Annotated in this window: 19 protein-coding genes; 12 read left to right on the top strand and 7 right to left on the bottom strand. The window is 65.1% G+C overall.

From position 1 onward, the window contains the following. Window positions 1-3: 3 nt before the first annotated feature. The 4 genes from B552_RS0123720 to B552_RS28975 form a co-directional block, all read right to left on the bottom strand. Window positions 4-1014 (bottom strand): tripartite tricarboxylate transporter substrate-binding protein, encoded by a 1011-nt coding sequence (locus B552_RS0123720; RefSeq protein WP_019451552.1) that lies wholly within the window; start codon window positions 1012-1014, stop codon window positions 4-6. Between the two features lie 61 nt (window positions 1015-1075). Next, entirely contained in the window at window positions 1076-2503 is a 1428-nt protein-coding gene (locus B552_RS0123715) for an amidase (RefSeq protein WP_019451551.1), read from the bottom strand. 112 nt (window positions 2504-2615) lie between these two features. Then, the gene (locus B552_RS0123710) at window positions 2616-3029 is read right to left on the bottom strand and encodes a hypothetical protein (RefSeq protein ID WP_019451550.1); all 414 of its coding nucleotides are present in this window, start codon (window positions 3027-3029) and stop codon (window positions 2616-2618) included. A gap of 207 nt (window positions 3030-3236) precedes the next feature. Further along, on the bottom strand, window positions 3237-3383 hold the full coding sequence (locus tag B552_RS28975; RefSeq protein ID WP_019451549.1) for a hypothetical protein: 147 nt from the start codon (window positions 3381-3383) through the stop codon (window positions 3237-3239). 181 nt (window positions 3384-3564) lie between these two features. On the opposite strand from B552_RS28975, the gene B552_RS0123700 reads away from it, so the two are divergent. Continuing rightward, complete coding sequence (locus B552_RS0123700; RefSeq protein WP_051003611.1) at window positions 3565-4146, top strand: GNAT family N-acetyltransferase; 582 nt, start codon at window positions 3565-3567, stop codon at window positions 4144-4146. Then, window positions 4106-4525: a VOC family protein gene (locus B552_RS0123695; protein WP_019451547.1), complete on the top strand. Its 420-nt coding sequence runs from the start codon at window positions 4106-4108 to the stop codon at window positions 4523-4525. The genes B552_RS0123700 and B552_RS0123695 overlap by 41 nt, the downstream gene beginning before the upstream one ends. Here B552_RS0123695 and B552_RS0123690 read toward each other — a convergent pair. Further along, window positions 4522-5460, bottom strand: a complete 939-nt coding sequence (locus tag B552_RS0123690) for a LysR substrate-binding domain-containing protein (protein ID WP_019451546.1) — start codon at window positions 5458-5460, stop codon at window positions 4522-4524. The genes B552_RS0123695 and B552_RS0123690 overlap by 4 nt on opposite strands. 124 nt (window positions 5461-5584) lie before the next feature. Between B552_RS0123690 and B552_RS0123685 the strand changes: the two genes are divergently transcribed. Further along, window positions 5585-6940 (top strand): FAD-binding oxidoreductase, encoded by a 1356-nt coding sequence (locus B552_RS0123685; protein WP_019451545.1) that lies wholly within the window; start codon window positions 5585-5587, stop codon window positions 6938-6940. Window positions 6941-6954: 14 nt separating this feature from the next. Here B552_RS0123685 and ampC read toward each other — a convergent pair whose 3' ends face one another. Beyond that, window positions 6955-8163, bottom strand: coding sequence for a class C beta-lactamase (gene ampC, locus B552_RS0123680; protein WP_019451544.1), 1209 nt, complete (start codon window positions 8161-8163; stop codon window positions 6955-6957). Window positions 8164-8240: 77 nt separating this feature from the next. Here ampC and B552_RS0123675 point away from each other — a divergent pair, with 77 nt between their 5' ends. From B552_RS0123675 to B552_RS0123635, 9 genes are all read left to right on the top strand, one after another. Continuing rightward, on the top strand, window positions 8241-9977 hold the full coding sequence (locus B552_RS0123675; RefSeq protein WP_019451543.1) for a Na/Pi cotransporter family protein: 1737 nt from the start codon (window positions 8241-8243) through the stop codon (window positions 9975-9977). A gap of 207 nt (window positions 9978-10184) precedes the next feature. After that, window positions 10185-11348: an ATP-binding protein gene (locus tag B552_RS0123670; protein ID WP_019451542.1), complete on the top strand. Its 1164-nt coding sequence runs from the start codon at window positions 10185-10187 to the stop codon at window positions 11346-11348. A gap of 2 nt (window positions 11349-11350) precedes the next feature. Beyond that, complete coding sequence (locus B552_RS0123665; RefSeq protein ID WP_026035992.1) at window positions 11351-11947, top strand: class I SAM-dependent methyltransferase; 597 nt, start codon at window positions 11351-11353, stop codon at window positions 11945-11947. A gap of 134 nt (window positions 11948-12081) precedes the next feature. Then, window positions 12082-12780, top strand: a complete 699-nt coding sequence (locus tag B552_RS0123660; protein WP_019451540.1) for a FadR/GntR family transcriptional regulator — start codon at window positions 12082-12084, stop codon at window positions 12778-12780. A gap of 37 nt (window positions 12781-12817) precedes the next feature. After that, window positions 12818-14230: an FAD-binding oxidoreductase gene (locus tag B552_RS0123655; RefSeq protein ID WP_019451539.1), complete on the top strand. Its 1413-nt coding sequence runs from the start codon at window positions 12818-12820 to the stop codon at window positions 14228-14230. A 133-nt stretch (window positions 14231-14363) separates the two neighbouring features. Further along, entirely contained in the window at window positions 14364-15572 is a 1209-nt protein-coding gene (locus B552_RS0123650) for an efflux RND transporter periplasmic adaptor subunit (RefSeq protein ID WP_019451538.1), read from the top strand. Window positions 15573-15574: 2 nt separating this feature from the next. Continuing rightward, entirely contained in the window at window positions 15575-16288 is a 714-nt protein-coding gene (locus B552_RS0123645) for an ABC transporter ATP-binding protein (RefSeq protein ID WP_019451537.1), read from the top strand. A gap of 2 nt (window positions 16289-16290) precedes the next feature. Continuing rightward, a complete protein-coding gene (locus B552_RS0123640) occupies window positions 16291-17445 on the top strand; it encodes an ABC transporter permease (protein WP_019451536.1) in 1155 nt (384 codons plus the stop codon). Window positions 17446-17459: 14 nt separating this feature from the next. Then, complete coding sequence (locus tag B552_RS0123635) at window positions 17460-18626, top strand: ABC transporter permease (RefSeq protein WP_019451535.1); 1167 nt, start codon at window positions 17460-17462, stop codon at window positions 18624-18626. A gap of 150 nt (window positions 18627-18776) precedes the next feature. Here B552_RS0123635 and B552_RS0123630 read toward each other — a convergent pair whose 3' ends face one another. Further along, window positions 18777-19667 carry a LysR family transcriptional regulator gene (locus B552_RS0123630; protein ID WP_019451534.1) on the bottom strand — a complete coding sequence of 297 codons (891 nt, stop codon included), beginning with the start codon at window positions 19665-19667 and terminating at the stop codon, window positions 18777-18779. Window positions 19668-19787: the final 120 nt, after the last annotated feature.

Here is a 19787-nt window from a genome sequence, read left to right as displayed (position 1 = left end):
CGCTCAGTCCTCCGCCACGAAGCCGGTGGACTCGACAATCGGCTTCCATGCCGCGCGTTCCGTCTGGATGCGCTTGCGGGCTGCGTCGCCGGGCTGTGCGTTCACCTCCAGGCCCAGCGCTTCAAGCTTGGCCGCACTGGACGTATTGGCCGAGGCGTGGAGGAATGCCTTTTCAAGCTTCGCCTGTTCGGCGGTGGGCGTGCCAGCCGGCACGAAGGCGCCGTACCAGCTTGTGGCGAACTCATACTGGTTGATGCCCTGTTCCTTCATCGTCGGCACTTCCGGCAACGCCTTGGCGCGGCGCGTGCCGCTGACACCCAGCAGTTGCAGCTTGCCGCCCTTGTAGAGCGACATCATGCTGGCCACGGCGTCCCAGCCAATCGACACATTGCCGCTAATCACGTCCACCAGCATCGGCGATGCGCCACGGTAAGGCGTCGGGGTGATGGAGACCCCCGAGGCCTTGCCCAGCGCTACCGTGCCCAGGTGCCCGGCGCTGCCGATCGTGGCCAGCCCCACGCTGGCCTTGCCGGGATGCTGTTTGGCCCAGGCCAGGTACTCCTTCATGTTCTTGTAGGGCTGCTGCACGCCTGCGGCCACCGCTGTCGGCACGTCGGTCAGCACGGCCACGGGCGTAAGGTCCTTGTCCGCGTCATAGCTGAGCGACTTGTACGTGAGCGGGAAGATCGTGAATAGCGGGGACGGGCCGATGAAGATCGTCTTGCCGTCTGGCTTCGACCGCTTCACGTAGTCCAACGCCAGCCGGGCCGACGCACCGGGGCGGTTCTCCACGATCACCGTGCCCTGCCCGTCCTGGCGTAGTTGCTCGGCATAGATGCGCGCCAGGCTGTCCGCTGCGCCACCCGGCGCGTAGCCGACGATGATGTGCATCGGCGAGTCGTCAGCGGCCAGTGCCGGCGCAACGGCGGTCATCAGGCCGCTGAATGCAGCACCAAGCAGCCACGCAAGGCGAACGGTGCGGCCGGGGTGGCCGGGGCGAAACTTGACGGTCATGAAGAAGATCCTCTGATTGAAGCCGAATAAGCGGAAGCAGAAGCGGCGGAAGCGGACAGGCTCAGAAAGACGGCCAGCGGTCCAGGAAGCCGTGGGCCTGCTCGAACAGCGCGGCGCCGCGCAGCAGGTCTGCGTCGCGGCGGAACCGGCCAACCAGCTGCAGCCCGATCGGCAGGCCGTCGCCGCCGAAGCCGCAAGGCAGGCTGATGGCGGGATGGCCGGTCATGTTGAATGGCATGGTCCACGGGAACCAGTTCGCGCGCACGTTTTCGTAGGCTTGGCCATCGATCTCGATCGTGCCGAAAAGATCCTGTTCGATTGGCAACGCCGTGCGCATGATCGTGGGCGTTGCGAGCATGTCGGCGCGGTCCAGCAGCGATTGCACGCGCTGGAACAGGCGCGAGCGGTCGAACATTGCCTGCTGGTACTCCACGCCGCTGACCTGCGCGGCCGATTCCACCTGACGCACGAACGTCGGGCTCAGCGCGTCGCGGTGGCGTTCGACGATCTCAACGAAGCGCGAGCGCCAGACCGTATGGTTGATGGCCCGCCACATCGGCTCGATATTGTCGAACCCTTCGCCATCGAACAATTCAAGCTCCGCGCCGAGCGTGGCGAGCGCGGCGAGGCCCTGCTCAAACGCACGCGCCACGTCCGCCGCAATGGGGCGGCCCGGGGGCGCCAGGCAGTAGAGAATGCGCTTGCCGCGAAGATCGCCATGCGCGCGTGCGGCATCGACATAGTCGGCCTTCGGCACGCCGATGGACCACGGATCGCACGCGTGCTCGCCTGCCATCGCTGCCATCATCAGTCCGGTATCGGCCACGGTGCGCGTGGTGGGCGTGACGTAGGTCTGGTTGCCGAACAGGTCCTGCGCCTGGCTGTGCGGAATCACGCCATTACTTTGCTTGATGCCGACCACGCCGTTGCAAGCCGCCGGGATGCGCGTGGACCCGCCGCCGTCTGTGGCCACCGCAAGCGGCGCGATACCGCTTGCCACTGCCACCGCCGCGCCGCCGCTGGAACCGCCACTGGTCCGCTGCGCGCTCCAGGCATTGCGCGTGCGCCCGAACAATGGCGAATCGGTCAGGCACTTGGAGCCAAACTCTGGCGTGGTGGTCTTGCCAATCAGGATGGCGCCCTGCTCTCGCAACCGGGCGACGGAGACCGCATCGTGTTGCGGCACGTTGTCACGCATCGGCACCGCGCCGAATGTTGTGCGCAGGCCCTGCGTATTGACGATGTCCTTCACCGTGTACGGAATGCCATGCAGCAGGCCAAGCGGCCCGCCTGCCATGACTTCGCGTTCTGCCTGTCGGGCCGCATCCATCGCGCGGTCGCCGTCAAGCGTGATGAAGCAGTTCAGTTCCGTTTGCAGCCGCTCCGCTCGCGCCAGGACTGCAGTGGTGATGTCTACGGGGGACAGGCGCTTGCGCCTGATTTCGTCGGCCAGCTCCGTGGCGGACAGGAAGCAGAGGGACTCGCTCATGGATTCGCGTCAGACAATGTTCGCGTCAGGCAGCGCCGGAAACAGGCGCAACCGTCGCAGTCTGCCACGGCGACTCGATTGCGAGAAGGTCGGGAAACCCCGCTGGCGCCGCTCAGCGATGCATGCCTCCGCCCTGCGATCCACCATGGACCCCGCCGCCGTGGAAACCGCCATGCACGAAGCCGCCATGAACAATCACGCCACGGTGGGGAAAGAACACGTGGTGCATGACATGGGGGCGATGAAAGCGATCGTAGATGATCACGCCGTAGCCGTAATACGGCGTCCAGTACCACTGATCGTTGTAGTAGGAGGGGTCGACATAGCCGCCGTTGCTGTCAACCAGTGCCCAGGTGCCATCGGGCTGCAGGCAGGCCACGCCGGTGATGGTCTGCATCACGCCGCCAATCTCGGCCTGCCCGATCACTTGCTGGCAAGGCACGTCCTGGGCCCATGCCCCACGGCCAGGGCCAAGGCAGGCAAGGCCGGCAATTGCCGCTGCCACGGCCGCCAATCTCTTGCCCATGATTGTCACCTCGCCATCAACGTCCCGACGTCACGACGCGCTCAGTCCATCGTCCATCTGCGCATCTCACGGCACATCGGTTTGCCAGCCGGGCCGCATCTGGCTGTTGCAGCCAAGGCTGCGGTCCCGCATCGAGTAAACCGCTCGTAGCTTCAATTTATTCCATGCGGGAGTTGTTTGCATGGCTTCCCGCGTGCGGCGGGCTTATCAGTAGCTGCTGCTGCCGCGATACGACTTGGGGTTCTGGGTGTTGTCGCCCTGTGAGCCTTGGGAAGTCATGCCGCCGCTGGTGCTGCACGCTGCCGTTGCCAGTATCGCGAGCAGCAGGCCGGGAATCAGATAGCGCACTTTCATGAGTGTCTCCAGAAAGCAGGCCAGCCGCCTGCCAATGATTGTGTTAACCGCCGATGGAGCCCGTTTATTCCACTGCAGCACAAGTTGCGGCAATCAAGTCAGATGCTGTTTTCGCCAGATTTGGCTTCCCGGCAGCGCTTGCCTACCATGATTGAGTCCAACGGGAGCCGAATTGATCGCCATGCAAGCCACCGCACCAACGCTACCCACCTGCGTGACCCTGCGTAACGGAAAACATGCATTGATCCGCGAGATCCGGCCGCAGGACAAGTCGGGCGTAGTGGCGGCATTCCATCGCCTCTCGGAAGATTCGCGCTATACGCGGTTCATGGCATCGATGAACGAACTGCCCGATGCGCTGCTCGAATCAGCCGTGCATCCGATTCCCGCACGCGAATGTGCGCTGGTTGCCGTGGCCGGGACGGAAGACGGGGGCGATCTGATTGGGGGCGCGCGCTACAACGTGGACCCCGAGACCGGCTGCTGCGAATTTGCGGTGACGGTGATCGATGGCTGGCATGGACTTGGGCTGGCACGCGTGCTGATGCAGACTTTGATTCCTTTGGCGCGGGCCGATGGATACCGGTCGATGATCGGCTACGTGCTTGCCTCCAACACCGCGATGCGCGGACTGGCGCATCGGCTCGGCTTCAAGGACAAGATGTGCCCGGACGACGCCACGTTGCGCGTGGTGGACCTTGATCTGGCCGAATCCATCGAACATGAAACCTCGCATCACGATCCTCACGCTGGGTGTCACTGACCTGCAGCGCTCGCTGGCGTTCTATCGCGACGGGCTGGGCTGGCCCACCAAGGGCATTGTCGGCACGGAGTTCGAGCACGGCGCCGTGGTGTTCTTCGATCTCGAATCGGGATTGCGGCTGGCGCTCTATCCGCGCGAGTACCTGGCCAAGGACGCCACAGTCAGTGCGCCGCTGGGCATACCGTCGATCTCGCTGGGCCATAACGTCCGGTCGAGATCGGAAGTGGATGACGTCATCGGGCAGGCCCGCAGCGCCGGTGCCGCTATCGTCAAGGCACCGACCGACACGTTCTGGGGCGGCTATGCGGGCTATTTTCAGGACCCCGACGGCTATATGTGGGAAGTAGCCTGGAACCCGGACCTGATGCCGGCCAGCTAGTTGCCTGCCGCGTCCCGCGCGGCAGTCAGCAACCAGGCCGCGAATGTCTCGACCGCCGCCGATGCCCCGTGAGCGGCGTCGTGCGCCACGTAGAAGCTGAAGCCAGGCAGCCCTGTCTCGTGCGCCCTGCACAGGGCGCCGCTGCGCAGCAGGCCATCCACAACGACGTCACTGCATAGCGCCACCCCCTGCCCCGCAACGACGGCGTCAATCGCGTGCAGTTCCTCGCGAAAGCCGAGATCACGATGGCCGCGCCGTGTGGACGCATCGCGCTTGCCCGGCGCCGCCACGGCAAACCACTGTGTCCAGCTTGGCGCCGATGGGTCGCCGCTGGTCCATTCATAGTGAATCAGCGGAAGCCGCAACAGGTCGTCAATCTCGAGCATCGCCTGGCCTTCCCGCGTCAGCAGCGCCGGACTTGCCACAGGGATAAACGTATCCCGGGCGATCTCCGTGCATACCAGCCCCAACGGCGCCGATCGCGCATAGCGGATGGCAATGTCGGCCTCTCCGGCAGCCAGGTCCAGCACCCGGTCCGTGCCGATGATGTCCAGCGGCCACTCGGGGTGAGTCGCCTGCCACGCCGGGAGCCTTGGAACCAGCCAGCGGCTTGCGAACGCATTCGGGCTGGTCACGCGCAGTGGGCGTGGCGCACCGGACTGGGCAACGCTCTCGACCGCTTCCGCGAACAGCGCAAAGCCGCTACGCAGCGCCGGATAGAGCCGCTCTCCCGCGGCTGTCAGGCGCAGCGGGCGCGGCCGGCGCCGGAACAGCGGCTGGCCGCAGATCTGTTCAAGCATCTGGATCTGGTGGCTGATGGCGGTAGGCGTCACGTTCAACTCGGCCGCGGCGGCCTTGAAGCTGCGGTGACGCGCAACTGCCTCGAATGCCTGCAACGCGCGCAGTGGCGGCAGTTTTTGCGGCGGCTTTTGCATGCGTCCAGTCTAGGTGAGGTTTTCTCATCCACAAGCTGAGTTCTTTGCCTTTGCCCCTGCCCGCCGCAGGCACCACCATGGTTTCGGAGCGATCGGCGCGATACCAGGTAAGAGGGGGGACGGGATGAGCGCAGAACAACCGGGGGTCAACGCGTTGCGGGGAGCACTGCACGGCCAGGTCGTGCTGCGCGGCGACCCCGGCTACGACACGGCGCGCAAGGTCTGGAACGGGGCGATCGACAGTCATCCGGCAATGATTGTCTACTGCGCCGATGCGGAAGACGTGGCGGCCGCAGTCCGGTACGCCCGATCGACCACGCTGGCGCTTGCGGTCCGCAGCGGGGGGCACAACCTGGCCGGGCTGTCCACATGCGATGACGGTATCGTCATCGACCTGTCACGCATGAAGCGGATCGACGTGGATGCCGACCGGCGCATCGCCCGCGCGGAGGCCGGGCTCAATCTCGGGGAATTCGATCAGGCGACGCTGCGCCACGGCCTGGCCACGACGATGGGGATCAATGGCGATACCGGTATCGCAGGCCTGACGCTCGGGGGCGGCTTCGGGAAACTTGGCCGCAAGTTTGGCCTGAGCTGCGACAACGTGGAGGCGGTGGAAATCGTCACCGCCGACGGGCTGCGGCTGGTGGCCAGCGAGCACGAGCATCCGGATCTGTTCTGGGGCGTGCGCGGCGGTGGCGGCAATTTCGGGATCGTTACCGCGTTCCGTTTCCGCCTGCACCCGGTGCCAGCCCGGCTGCCGGTCTGCTCCGTGCTGTACGCGTGGGACCAGGCCGATGAGGCGATGCGGCACTACGATACATTCGCCCGCAGCGCCCCGGACGAGATCGCGGCCGATGCCGCGCTGGTCACCCAGCCGTCGGGGGAACGCTTCTTCAGTGTTTCGGCGTGCTATGTCGGGGCGGCCGATGCCGGACAGGCCAGCCTGCGGCCCCTGCTGGAATTAGGCCATCCGGTCGACGCCCAGCTCGATTTCATCCCGTACCTGCAGATGCAATCGGCCAGTGACGCGCTGTTCCCGCGCGGGCGGCGCTACTACTGGAAAGCCCAGTTCATGAAGGAGATCGAGCCGCGCGCCGTTGAGGCCATTCTCGACGCGTACGCGCATGCGCCCTCGGCAGGCTGCCTGCTCGTGTTCCAGCATGTAGGCGGCGCCATCGCCCGCGTGCCCGAGGATGCCACGCCGTACGTGAACCGCTCCGCCAACTTCGACTGCTTCCCGCTGGCCATCTGGGATGACCCCGCCGACGACGTGAAACATCGCGAATGGGCCCGCGCGGCATGGGAATCGATCCACCCCTACTCGACGGGCGGCGTGTACGCCAACAATCTCGGCATCGAAGGAAACAGCCGCGTACGGGCCGCCTATGGCGCCAACTATCAGCGTCTGGTCGCGGTGAAACGCCAGTACGACCCCGACAACGTCTTCAGGCTGAACCAGAACATCGACCCGCGGTAGTACGGCGCACCTGTCTAGCGTGCCCCCTGCGCCCCTTGTGCCGCTTGTGTCCCTTGTGCCTCCAGCGCGGTCAGGATCCGGTACGCGGCCCGCACGCGGTCCGGGATCGGCAGGTTCCGGTTGGCCAGCATCACCACGCCGATCTGCCGCGCGGGCACGAACACCACGTATGCGCCGAAGCCGTTGGTCGACCCCGTCTTGTTGATCAGGACATCCGCGCGGGGCGGCTGCGGTGGCGCAAGCCGGGTAGCTTCCTTCGGCTCCAGCATCCCATCAGCATTGCCCGCCAGCAGGTCGTCAAGGCGGGTTGGCCATGCGTAGATCTCCCAGCCCAGACCCTGCGTCATCGGGCCCACCCGGAAGTAGCCGGTATGCGTACCGGCAATCGCCCGCTGCAACGACGGGTCAAGCCGCGAGCCGTCGATGTTGGCTTCGACAAAGCGAATCATGTCGGCGGCCGTCGTCTTCACACCGTAGGCCTCCGAATCCAGGATGCCGGGATTCACCCGGATCGCGCGGTCGTCTCTGGTGTAGCCGTAGGCATAGTCGGCCATGCGTGCCTGGGGCACCCGGACATAGGTGTGCTTCAGCCCCAGCCCCGGAAAGATCTGGCGTTCCATCAGGGTATCGAACGGCTCCTTCATGCTTTGCGCCGCCAGGTAGCCGAACAGGCCGATGCTTGGGTTGGAGTAGCGCCGGTGGGTGCCGGGCGCATATTCGGGCTTCCAGCCCCTGAAGTACTCGACCATCTGGGCCGGGCTGGAGACCGCATCGGGAAACTGCAGCGGCAGGCCGCCGGCCGTATAGGTGCCAAGCTCCAGCAGGCTGATGGCGTCGAAGCTGCTGCCCGCCAGACCCGGCAGATACTGGCTGGCCTTGTCCGCCAGCGACAGCGTCCCGCGCTCTGCGGCGTACGAAGCCAGCGTCGCCGTAAATGTCTTGCTGACGGACCCGATCTCGAACAGCGTCTGTCCTGTGACGGGCTTCGCGTCTGCCTTCGAAGCCAGGCCGTAGTTGAAGACATAGGACCTGCCTTGCACGGTGACGGCCACGGCCATGCCCGGCACCTGGTGCTGGGCCATGATGGGGCGGATGGTCTCGTCCACCACGCGCGCCAGCCGGTCGTGCTCGGTTGTCTGGGAAGTGTCTGCAGCGGAGGCGCCAGTCGCGCAAAGAAACAGGGCGGCGATGATGCCGAATCGGTTGGCCAAGGTGCTGGTCATGGTTAAAACAAGGGCTTGGAGTGCGTGAGGAAAGCCGTACAATGACACGCCCACAGGCTTGAGTCGACCCATTGCCCATGCAGACCGGCGCCAACCTGAACCTGATCGAAATCTCCGGCCTGCTAGTCGGCGGCCTGGCCCTGTTCCTGTTCGGGCTGGACCTGATGACTGGCGGACTCAAGGCCATTGCCGGCGCCCGGCTCCAGTCACTGCTGGGCACGCTGACCGCCAATCGCTTCCGCGGCGTGCTGGCCGGCGCAGGCATCACGGCACTGCTGAACTCGTCGACGATTACCACTGTGCTGCTGGTCGGCTTCGTCTCGGCGGGGCTGATGACGCTGCAGCAGTCGATCCCGGTGATCATGGGCGCCAATATCGGCTCCACGCTGACCGCGCAGATCATCGCGTTCAATATCTCGGCCATCACGCCGTTCATGCTGGCCGGCGGCTTCCTGCTCAAGGGTTTTGCCAAGCGCGAGCTGCTGCGGCAGCTCGGCGGCGTACTGCTCGGCCTGGGCCTGCTGTTCCTCGGCATCGAATTCATGGGCGATGCGACGCGCCCGCTGCGCAACTACGAGCCGTTCATCGTCGCGATGCAGGACATGCGCAACCCCTGGGTCGGCATCCTGATCGGCGCGGTGTTCACGGCCATCGTCCAGAGTTCGGCGGCTACGCTGGCCATCGTCATTGCACTGGGCAGCCAGGGGCTGATTCCGCTCGAATCTGGCATCGCGCTGATCCTTGGCGCCAACGTGGGCACCTGCGGCACCGCACTGCTCGCGTCGATCGGCAAGTCGGCACAGGCCGCGCAGGTGGGCATCGTCCACTTGCTGTTCAATGTGCTCGGCGTGCTGTTTATCGCCTTCGTGATCCCGCAATTCGCCGATTTCATCCGCCAGATCTCGCCGTCCGCGCCCGAGCTGACAGGCGCCGCCCGGCTGGCCGCCGAGACCCCACGGCAGGCCGCAAATGCCCATACGGTGTTCAGCGTGTTCAGCACGGCCGTGCTGATCTGGTTCACAGGCCCGATCGGCAAGCTGGCCGAACGCCTTGCCCCGCCTTCCCGCAAGGGGTGGCAGGACCCGGGCGAACCACGTTATCTCGATGACACGCTGGCCGGGATGCCGGCGCTGGCCATCCCCCGGGTGCAACTGGAGCTGGTTGCACTGGGCAAACAGGTCCGGGGTCTCGTGGAGCACAGCGCGGCGCTGGTCGTGGAAGGCAGCCCGGAGGAACTCGTCACGCTGACCGATCAGGACAAGGCAGCCGATTCCCTGAGCACGGCCATCCTGACCTATGTCGGGCATCTTTCGGATGCCGTCCACACGGACGACGAAGGCCACCAGCTTGTGGAGCTGGCAAGGATCGCCACCTGCCTTGATGCGATCCGCGAGGTTGCCACCACCAGCATGCTGGCATTGAGCCAGCGTCGGATTTCGCATGGCGCGGATGCGGCTTCGCTGCGTAACCCCGAGGCGGCGACATTCGCATTGGGCGTGATCGAGCATCTGGCGCTCGCAGTGGATACGATCGCGCATCCGGCAGCCGAGGTCGCCACGCGCATCGTCAACGCCAAGCCCGGGATCGAGGCCCAGGCCAGCGTTGCGCGGCAGAGCATCATGGCTGGCCTGCCGCTGCGCAGCGCGGTGGACGCCGTCAATTTCCGCCTGGCCAACGACATGATCGAGCAGTTCAACGAGGTGGCACGGCTGTCCCGGGCCATTGCCAAGGCCTCCGGCTCCTTGCACGACGTGAAGGTGCCCGATGCTTCCGCGGACCCTGCCCCGGCCGGTGCCAGGGCGTCCGAGTCGTAGGCCTAGCCGTGCTTCCTGGGGAGTTCGCAGAACCGAACGCAGGTTGCCGAACGGATCGCCCGTGCATTTCCCGTCCAATGGATGGCAACGCTAAAAGTGCCGTAACGGACTCTTATACCCCTGCCAGCAAGCCGGAATGATCCCTTTTACGTCGTTTTATGGATTTCGTATAATTATTCCGTTTCAATAATTCGTACTAAGCGGCCAATGAGCAACATCTACCAGCGTCCGGAACTTGCCCGCCAGATGGCCAGGCAACTGCTGCAACCTGGAGTCCTCGACGAGGGCCTGCGGTCCGGTCTGTTCCTTTCCGGTCTGCGCCGCACCGGCAAGACCACGTTTTTACTCAACGATCTGATTCCCGCGCTGGAGGATCTTGGTGCGATCGTGATCTATGTGGACCTGTGGAGCGACACGCAGCGGAGCCCGGCCAGACTGATCCTGGAGGCCGTCAGGGAAACGCTGGGCGAACTCGAATCGCCATCGTCTGCGGCGATCCGCAAGCTCAAGCGGCTGGCCGGGGCCGACATTGGCGCGTTCGGCTTCAAATTCAGCTTCAAACTGGAAGATCTAGGTGAGGCGGGCGGCGCGACGCTCGCGCAGGCGTTGCGAGAAGTCGTCGATCAGGCTGGCGCCGATGTCGTGCTGATCGTCGATGAAGTACAGCAAGCGATCACCTCCGACGAAGGCAACCAAATGCTGCTGGCGCTGAAGGCCGCGCGCGATGCCATCAATCCTCGCCCCGATACGCCGGGCCACTTTCTGTTTGTCGGAACCGGATCGCACCGCGCACTGGTTGGCGAACTGACCGCGCGGCGTAACCAGGCCTTTGCGGGCGCCACTTCGGTTGCCTACCCGGTTCTCGACAAGGAGTACATCGACAACCTGCTGGCGCGCCTGTCCGCCGAGGGCTTTACCTCCCTGCCCTCGCCTGCTGTCGCGATGCAAGCATTCCAGGCACTCGGCAATCGCCCCGAGGAAATGATCAGGGCGCTGCGGCAGTTGCACTTCCACCTGCCCGCGGGCAGCAATCCCGACGAACACCTGCCGGTCATCGCCAACACCTTGCGCTCGGCCGCGGCCGACGTTGAACTGATGAAGGTCGAACAACTCGGCGGCCTGGCAACGGCGATCTTCGACCGCATCGCCTCCACGCAAGGCGATGCACGGGGTTTGTTCTCGGCGGAGGCCGCGACGGCCTACTCCAGGGCGATCGGCCGGGAGGTCAAGGTCGAGGAGGCGCAGCCGGTGGTCAACGAGTTGATGGCCACCAACCTGATCATGCGCAAGGGGCACGGCCTGTACGGCATCACCGATCCGTTCGTGCAGGAGATGTGGCGCGAGCGGAAAGCGATTGAAGGGAAGCTGTGATCATGGGGACGACAAGTACGGCCGGCTATGGCGAACAGGCAGAAGCACTCGTCATCCAGTACGAAAGCATCACGTTCGAAGATGTCCACCACGACGTACTACACCTGCTGCCGGCCGAGCCAGCGCGCATTGCCGATATCGGCGCCGGCACCGGGCGCGATGCTGCGGCACTGGCACGGCGTGGACATCATGTGGTCGCCATCGAACCAACCGCCGAATTGCGCGAGGCCGGTCGTCAGCTTCACGCGGACGTGCCGATCGAGTGGCTCGACGACAGCCTGCCCGCGCTGGCAAAGCTGCGCGAACAATCGGTGCGCTTCGACGCGATCATGCTGACCGCCGTCTGGATGCACCTGGATGCCGAAGAGCGTGCACAGGCGATGGCGGCTGTGGATGCCCTGCTGGCCGACCACGGCCTGGTATTCCTGTCGCTGCGACACGGCCCGGTGCCAGCCGGCCGGCGCATGTTCGATGTCTCGGCCGAGGAAACCATCGCGCTGGCCGCGCCCTTCGGCATGCGCGCTGCGCACTGCAGCCAGCGCAGCGGCCTGATGGATCGCACCGACGTCCACTGGACCAATCTGGTCCTGCAGCGCTGATTGCGGCCGGCGCCCCTCGCAACCTGTGCGAGCCCTGGCCCGCGGGCGTGAAGATGCATCCAGCCCGAAGACCTCCCGAATTTAGGCGTTTACCCCAAGTTTTCATATAACCAGAAAAGCGTAAGGTGTCGGCCATGCAGACCCGACCCATTACCCTGACCGAGCGCGTGATCCAGCAGCTTCGTGGCGAGATCGCCGACGGCACATTTCCCGTCGGCACACGGCTGCCCACCGGCAAGCAGCTTTCCGAGCGCTATGGCGTCAGCGCGGCCGTGATTCGCGAGGTGACCGAGCATCTGCGCTCGCTGGGGATGATCGAAAGCCGTCAGGGGCTGGGCAGCACGGTGCGTTCGCGCGTCAGCGACAGTGGCTTCCGCCTGGCGGGCAACGCCGACATGGCCGATCTGGCCGACATCTTCGAGTTGCGTCTTGACCTGGAAAGTGCCGCCGCGGCGATGGCTGCGCAGCATCGCACCGAGCAGGACATATCGCGCATGGGCGCCCTGCTCGACGCGCTGGCTTCGCAGCTTGATGATGCCGATCACGGCGTGGAGCCCGATATCCAGTTTCATATCGCCATCGCCATGGCCACGCACAACAAGTACTACCTGCAGTTGCTGCAATACATGACGCTGCAGTTGCATCAGGCCGTGCGCACCGCACGCGTGAACTCCAGCAAACAGCCGGGCCTGCCCACGCAGGTCCATGGCGAGCACGTGGCGATCTTCGACGCGATTCGCGCCCGGGACGCCGATCGGGCCCGCCTGAGTGCCGCCGTACACCTGCGCAACGCTGCCGCCCGGCTTGGCCTGCCGATGCGCGAGCCACGCTGAGCCTCTCGAAAAAACCGCACTCCCCCAACCGCAGATCATGTCCGATACGAACTTCGCGCAACGCCTGACCGAAACCCTGGGCCCCGACGTGGTGGCCACCGCGCCGGACGATGTGGCGCCCTGGCTTGCCGACTGGCGCGGCCTGTACAAGGGCCAGGCGCAGGCCGTAATCCGTCCGCGTACCAGCGAACAGGTGGCCCAGGCGCTGGCGCTATGCCAGCAGGCCGGCGTGCCCGTGGTGCCGCGCGGCGGCAACACCGGGCTGTGCGGCGGCGCGGCACCGGACGGCAATCGCGCCAACGTCGTGCTCAGCCTCGACCGCATGGACAAGATCCGCTCGATCGACACGATCGCCAACACGATGGTTGCCGAGGCCGGTTGCATCCTCGGCAACCTGCGCCGCGCCGCCGAGGAGGCAGACCGTTTGTTCCCGCTGTCGCTGGCGGCCGAGGATTCCTGCCAGATCGGCGGCAATCTGGCGACCAACGCCGGCGGCGTCAACGTGGTGCGATACGGCATGACGCGCGAACTGGTGCTCGGCGTGGAAGCGGTGCTGCCAAATGGCGAGATCTTTCACGGGCTGCGCACGCTGCGCAAGGACAACACCGGCTACGACCTCAAGCAGTTGCTGATCGGATCGGAAGGCACGCTCGGCATCATCACAGCCGCCGCGCTGCGCCTGCTGCCGCGTGCGGATTCCCGGGCCGTCGTGCTGGCGGCCGTCGAATCGCCCCAGCAGGCGTTGCAACTGTTTTCGCTGTTGTTCGCGCGTTGCGGCGCGCGGCTGCAGGCCTACGAGTTCTTTACCGGCGCGTGCCTGGACCTTGTGCTGACCCACGTCGAAGGCGTGCACGCGCCATTCGCCGACCGCCACCCGGCTTATGTGTTGGTGGAGATCGCCGACACGGCGCCCGAAGACGTCCTCAATGCGCTACTCGAATCGGTGATTGGCGACGCGCTCGATCAGGGGCTGTGCCTGGACGCGGCCGTTTCGGCATCGCTGGCCCAGCTGCAGGGCCTGTGGCGCCTGCGCGAGGAAATTTCGGAAGCCCAGCGCGCGGACGGCCTGCACCTGAAGCACGATGTGTCGCTGCCAATCGAGGCCATTCCGGCCTTCATGGCGTCGATGGAAGCTCGCCTGGCGGCGCGCCATCCGGGTGTTCGCCCGTTCATCTTCGGCCACTTCGGCGACGGCAACCTGCACTACAACCTGTCGCGTCCGCTCGGCGCCGAGCCGAAATGGGCGCTGGGCGAAGGCAAGGCCGTCAGCGATGACGTGCTTGAAGAAGTGGCGCGCTACAACGGCAGCATCAGCGCCGAGCACGGCATCGGCCAGCTCAAGCGCGACGCCTTCCTGGCGCTCAAGGACCCGCTCGAACTGCGCCTGATGCGCGCCATCAAGCAGGTGTTTGACCCGAGCGGCATCATGAATCCCGGCAAACTGCTCTAGCCCCTGCCGCACCGCCTGCACGCCATCTGCCTCGCACCTGCCTCGCACCTGCCTCGCATCTGCCAGGCGGTACGGCCAGTGGCTATACTGGGGGCCTTTCTCGGCATTCGTCCACAACGGGACGCCTCCCAAATTGGCTGATCAAGACCTGAGCAAGCTGAAGATCGAACGCAGTGCCATGGCGCCCGCGACGCGTCGGCGCCGTCACTGGCTGCGTTACGCGATCGTTGCCGTCGTTGTTCTCGTGCTGGCCGGTATCGGCGTGAAGCTGGCCGGCCCGCAGCCGGTGGAAACGGTCACGGTCACGGCGGCCTACCCATCGCAGAACTACACGCTGCTGAACGCCACCGGCTACGTGGTGCCGCAGCGCAAGGCGGCGGTGGCGTCGAAGGCGCAGGGCCGGCTGGAATGGCTTGGCGTGCTGGAAGGATCGCGCGTCAAGAAGGACGAGATCATCGCCCGGATTGAAAGCCGCGACGTGGAGGCGTCGGCGGCGCAGGCGCGCGCCCAGGTGCAGGTGGCCGAGGCCAACCTGGAACTGCAGCAAGCAGAACTGCGCGATGCCGACGTCAACCTGCGCCGCTCGAAGGAACTGCTCGCCCCCGCCGCCATCTCGAAGCAGCAATACGATTCGGACCTGGCCCGCTACAACAAGGCGCGCGCATCGATCAGCAACTCGCAGGCGTCCATTGCCTCGGCCAAGGCCAATGCCCGCGCGGCCGAAGTGGCCGTGGAACAGACCGTGGTCCGCGCGCCGTTCGACGGTGTGGTGCTGATCAAGCACGCGAACGTTGGCGACAACATCACGCCTTTCTCGGCCGCGGCCGACACCAAGGGCGCGATCGTGACCATCGCGGACATGTCCACGCTGGAAGTGGAAGCTGACGTTGCTGAATCCAACATCGCCAAGATCACGGTCGAACAGCCGTGCGAGATCCTGCTGGACGCGCTGCCCAACCTGCGCATGGAAGGACGCGTATCGCGCATCGTGCCCACCGTCGACCGATCCAAGGCCACCGTGCTGGTCAAGATCCGCTTCGTCGATCGTGACCCGCGCGTGCTGCCTGACATGAGCGCCAAGATCGCATTTCTGTCCAAGCCTGTGCCGCCTGGAGAGAACAAGCCGGTGACGGCCGTGCAGCCGACTGCCGTGGTCGAGCGCGACGGCAAGCCGACCGTTTTCGTGGTTCAGGATGGCAAGGTCAGGCAGGTAACCGTGACGCGCGGCGAAAAGATCGGCGAACTGGTCGCCGTCCAGGGCGTCAAGCCCGGGGACGTGGTGGTGCTGGCGCCGACCGACAAGCTGACCGACGGCGGCAAGGTCTCGGTGACCAAGAAGTAATCATGGCCGCCGCCCCTCTCGTTTCGATCCGTCATCTGGCCAAGTCGTACCAGCGCGGCGCGCAGACCGTGCCGGTGCTGTCCGATATCTCACTCGATATCGCCGCGGGCGACTTTATCGCGCTGATGGGGCCGTCGGGCTCCGGCAAGAGCACGCTGCTGAACCTGATCGCCGGCATCGATCGGCCGGACAGCGGCGAACTGATCGTCGGCGGTGTCGATATTTCCGACCTGCCAGAATCCGCGCTGGCCGACTGGCGCGCCGCCCATGTCGGCTTCATCTTCCAGTTCTACAATCTGATGCCGGTACTGACCGCGTTTGAGAATGTGGAGCTGCCGCTGATGCTGACCCGGCTATCGCGCACCGAACGGCGCGAGCGTGTGGAACTGGTGCTGCGCATGGTCAACCTGGCCGAGCGGATGGATCACTACCCGTCCGAACTCTCCGGGGGGCAGCAGCAGCGCGTGGCGATTGCGCGTGCGTTGATCACCGACCCGACGCTGATCGTCGCGGACGAACCCACCGGCGACCTTGACCGTACATCGGCCACGGAGATCCTATCGATGCTCCAGCGCCTGAACGCCGATCTCGGCAAGACCATCATCATGGTGACGCACGACGCCCACGCGGCCGAGGCCGCGAAATCGCTCGTCCATCTGGAAAAGGGCGAGCTGACGGATGGTGGCGTTGGCGGCGCCGGCAAGGTGTTTCGCTAATCATGTACCTGGCCAAGCTGATCGCCCGCAACGCGATGCGCCACAAGCTGCGCACGGCACTGACCGTGCTCGGGCTGGTGATCGCCGTGCTGGCGTACGGCCTGCTGCAGACCGTGGTGGATGCGTGGTACGCAGGCGCCTCGGCCGCATCGAACGCGCGGCTGGTGACGCGCAATGCGATCTCGCTGACGTTTACGCTGCCGCTCAGTTATGAGAGCCGCATCAAGGGCGTGGACGGCGTGACGCTGGTGGCGCGTTCGAACTGGTTTGGCGGCGTCTATCGCGATCCGAAGAACTTTTTCGCCCAGTTCGCCGTTTCTGACAACTATCTGGACCTTTATCCCGAATTCATCGTGCCGCCCGCGCAGCGCGCTGATTACGAACGCGACCGGCGCGGCGCACTGGTCGGGCGACAGCTTGCGGACCTGTACGGGTTCAAGGTGGGCGACGTCATCCCGATCAAGGGCACGATTTATCCGGGCACTTGGGACTTTGTCGTGCGCGGCATCATGGAGGGACGCGACGAAAGCACGATCACGCGCCAGATGATCTTCCACTGGGATTACCTGAACGAGACCGTGCGCAAGAAAACCGCCCGGCAGGCCGATCAGGTGGGCGTGTACGTGCTTGGCATCGACAATCCGGACAACGCCGCCGCCATCTCGCGCGCCGTGGACAACGTATTCCGCAATTCGCTGGCAGAGACGCTGACGGAGACCGAGCAGGCATTCCAGCTTGGCTTTGTGGCGATGTCCAACCAGATCATCGCGGCCATCCGCCTGGTGTCGTATGTCGTGATCGTCATCGTGATGGCCGTCATGGCCAACGCCATGGCCATGAGCGCGCGCGAGCGGGTCACCGAATACGCCACGCTCAAGGCGCTGGGTTTTGGCTCAGGCTTCCTGTCGCTGCTGGTGTTTGGCGAATCGATGGTCATCAGCACCTTCGGCGGCGCGCTTGGCATGCTGCTGACGCCACCGGCCGCGCGGTTCTTCAAGCAGGCGGTTGGCGGCGTGTTCCCCGTCTTCACGGTATCGCATGACACGATGGCCATGCAGGCCGTCTGCGCGCTGGTGGTTGGCATGGCGGCCGCCATCGTCCCCGCCGTACAGGCCGCGCGCGTGCGGATTGTCGAAGGCCTGCGGGCAATCGGGTGACACAGGTATCGCCCATGGTCATCCCGATCCACTACATCGCACGAAATGTCTGGGCCCGGCGCCTGACCACCTCGCTGACAGCGGGCGGCCTGGCGCTGGTTGTATTTGTGTTCGCGGCCATGCTGATGCTCGATGCGGGCCTCAAGAAGACGCTGGTGACAACTGGCGAGCGCGACAACGTGGTGCTGATCCGCAAGGGCGCGGAGACCGAGATCCAGAGCGCGATCTCGCGCGACCAGGCGGCCGCCATGGAGATGCACCCGGCCGTCGCGCTGACCCCAGAGGGACGCCCGATGTCCTCGCGCGAGGCCGTGGTGCTGATCTCGCTGACCAAGACCGGCTACACCACGCCGTCGAACGTGGTGATTCGCGGCATCTCGCCGCTGGGCGTAGAGATGCGGCCGCAGGTCAGGCTGACCGAAGGCCGCATGTTCAAGCCCGGCTCGGCGGAAATCGTCGTCGGCAGCAGCATCGCCAAGGGATACGGCAACGTCCGAATCGGCGACCATCTACGCTTTGCCCAGCGCGACTGGACCGTCGTCGGCCACTTCGACGCTGGCGGCAGCGGTTTCGATTCGGAGATCTGGGGCGATGTCGACCAGTTGATGCAGTCGTTCCGGCGTACGAGCTATTCGTCGATGGTGGTCAGGCTCGGCCAGTCAGACGCATTCGACCGCTTCCGGGCCGACATCGACGTCGACCCGCGCCTGGCCAACGAGGCCAAGCGCGAGCAGCAGTTCTACAGCGACCAGTCGAAGGCGCTGTCGACGTTCATCAATATCCTCGGGCTGACGCTGACGACGATCTTCTCCATCGCGGCCATGATCGGCGCAATGATCACGATGTACGCATCCGTCGCCAATCGCGTCGGCGAAATCGGCACGCTGCGCGCGCTGGGATTCCGGCGCATCAACGTGCTCGCGGCATTCCTGATCGAAGCGGTGTTGCTCGGGCTGATTGGCGGCCTGGCCGGCCTGCTTTGCGCATCGCTGATGCAGTTTGCGTCGTTCTCGACCACCAATTTCCAGACGTTCGCGGACCTGTCGTTCCGCTTCGTGCTGACACCACCCATCGTCATCAAGACCCTGCTGTTCGCCATGGCGATGGGCCTGATCGGCGGCTTCCTGCCTGCGCTCAGGGCGTCGCGATTGAATATTGTGGATGCGCTGCGGGCGCGGTAGTACTGACTGGTGGTGGTCTCCCCTCTCCCACAAAGTGGGAGAGGGGTCGGGGGAGAGGGCATGGCGGCGCTGCTTGCCGCCTTGTCGCAATTTGAACCGCTAGGCCCTCTCCCCCTGCCCCTCTCCCGCGTGCGGGAGAGGGGAGAAAATCTACCCCATTACCTCCTCACACACATCCAGCCACGCCCGCGCAGCGTGGGACAAGTAGCGACCCGGCGACCAGATGTGGGCCAGCGACCAGTCCACGGTGGGTTCGGTCAGGCGGGCGACGGCCAGTTTGTCGCGCGTTTCCAGGCGCGCCAGCAGCGGTTCGGGAAGGAACGTGGTGCCAAGGCCGGCGGCGGCCATTGATGCGAGGAAGTCCCAGTGGCCGCTTTGCGCCACCACATGTGGTTCGATGCGGGCATCCAGAAAGGCCTGGCGCAGCTTGCGCGTCAGCGAGAATTCGTCGGTCAGCATCACCAGTGGCTCATCGCGCAGCGCGGACAGCGTGACAGTGCGCCCGCTGGCCCATGCCGCGCGATGTGGGCCCACCGCCCAGATCGGGTACTTGGCGAACTGGCGCGTCTCCAGTTGCAGGCCGCTGTCGCCGGGCAGCACCGTCGCCCCCACTTCCAGTTCGCCATTGGCCACCTGCTGCTCGACAATCTGCCCGCCATGCTCGGACAGCGTCAGCTGCAGATTGGGATAGCGATGCCGGAATGTGCTGACTGCCGGTGAAAAGAACAGGTTGACCATCGGCGGGATGCCAACCGTCAGTTGCCCCCTGCCAAGCGACGACAGGTCCGCCACCTCCAGCGTCAGCCGGTGCACCACGCCGAGCGCCTCCTGCCCACGGTCATAGACGACCCTGCCGACGTCGGTAAGCCGGACGGCCTTGCCTTCACGGATCAGCAGTGGCTGTCCAACCTCGTCCTCAAGCTGCTTGACCATCTTGCTGATCGTCGACTGCGTGACGAAAAGTGACGAGGCAGCCTGCGTAAAACTCTTAAGACGTGCCGTTTCCACGAAGTAGCGCAGCGCGCGGATGTCGATCGGCATGATCTGGTTCCTATGAAAATTCCGACTGAGTGGCGGAATTTTAAATCATGCAGAGAATGTTCGCAGCACCGTTACACTTGCGATCCTACGCCCCATAACGCCCCCACCGGTCAGACCGGT

It is taken from the genome of Cupriavidus sp. BIS7 (assembly GCF_000292345.1).
Classification (GTDB): Bacteria; Pseudomonadota; Gammaproteobacteria; order Burkholderiales; family Burkholderiaceae; genus Cupriavidus.
This window is presented reverse-complemented; position numbering and strand designations above follow the sequence as displayed.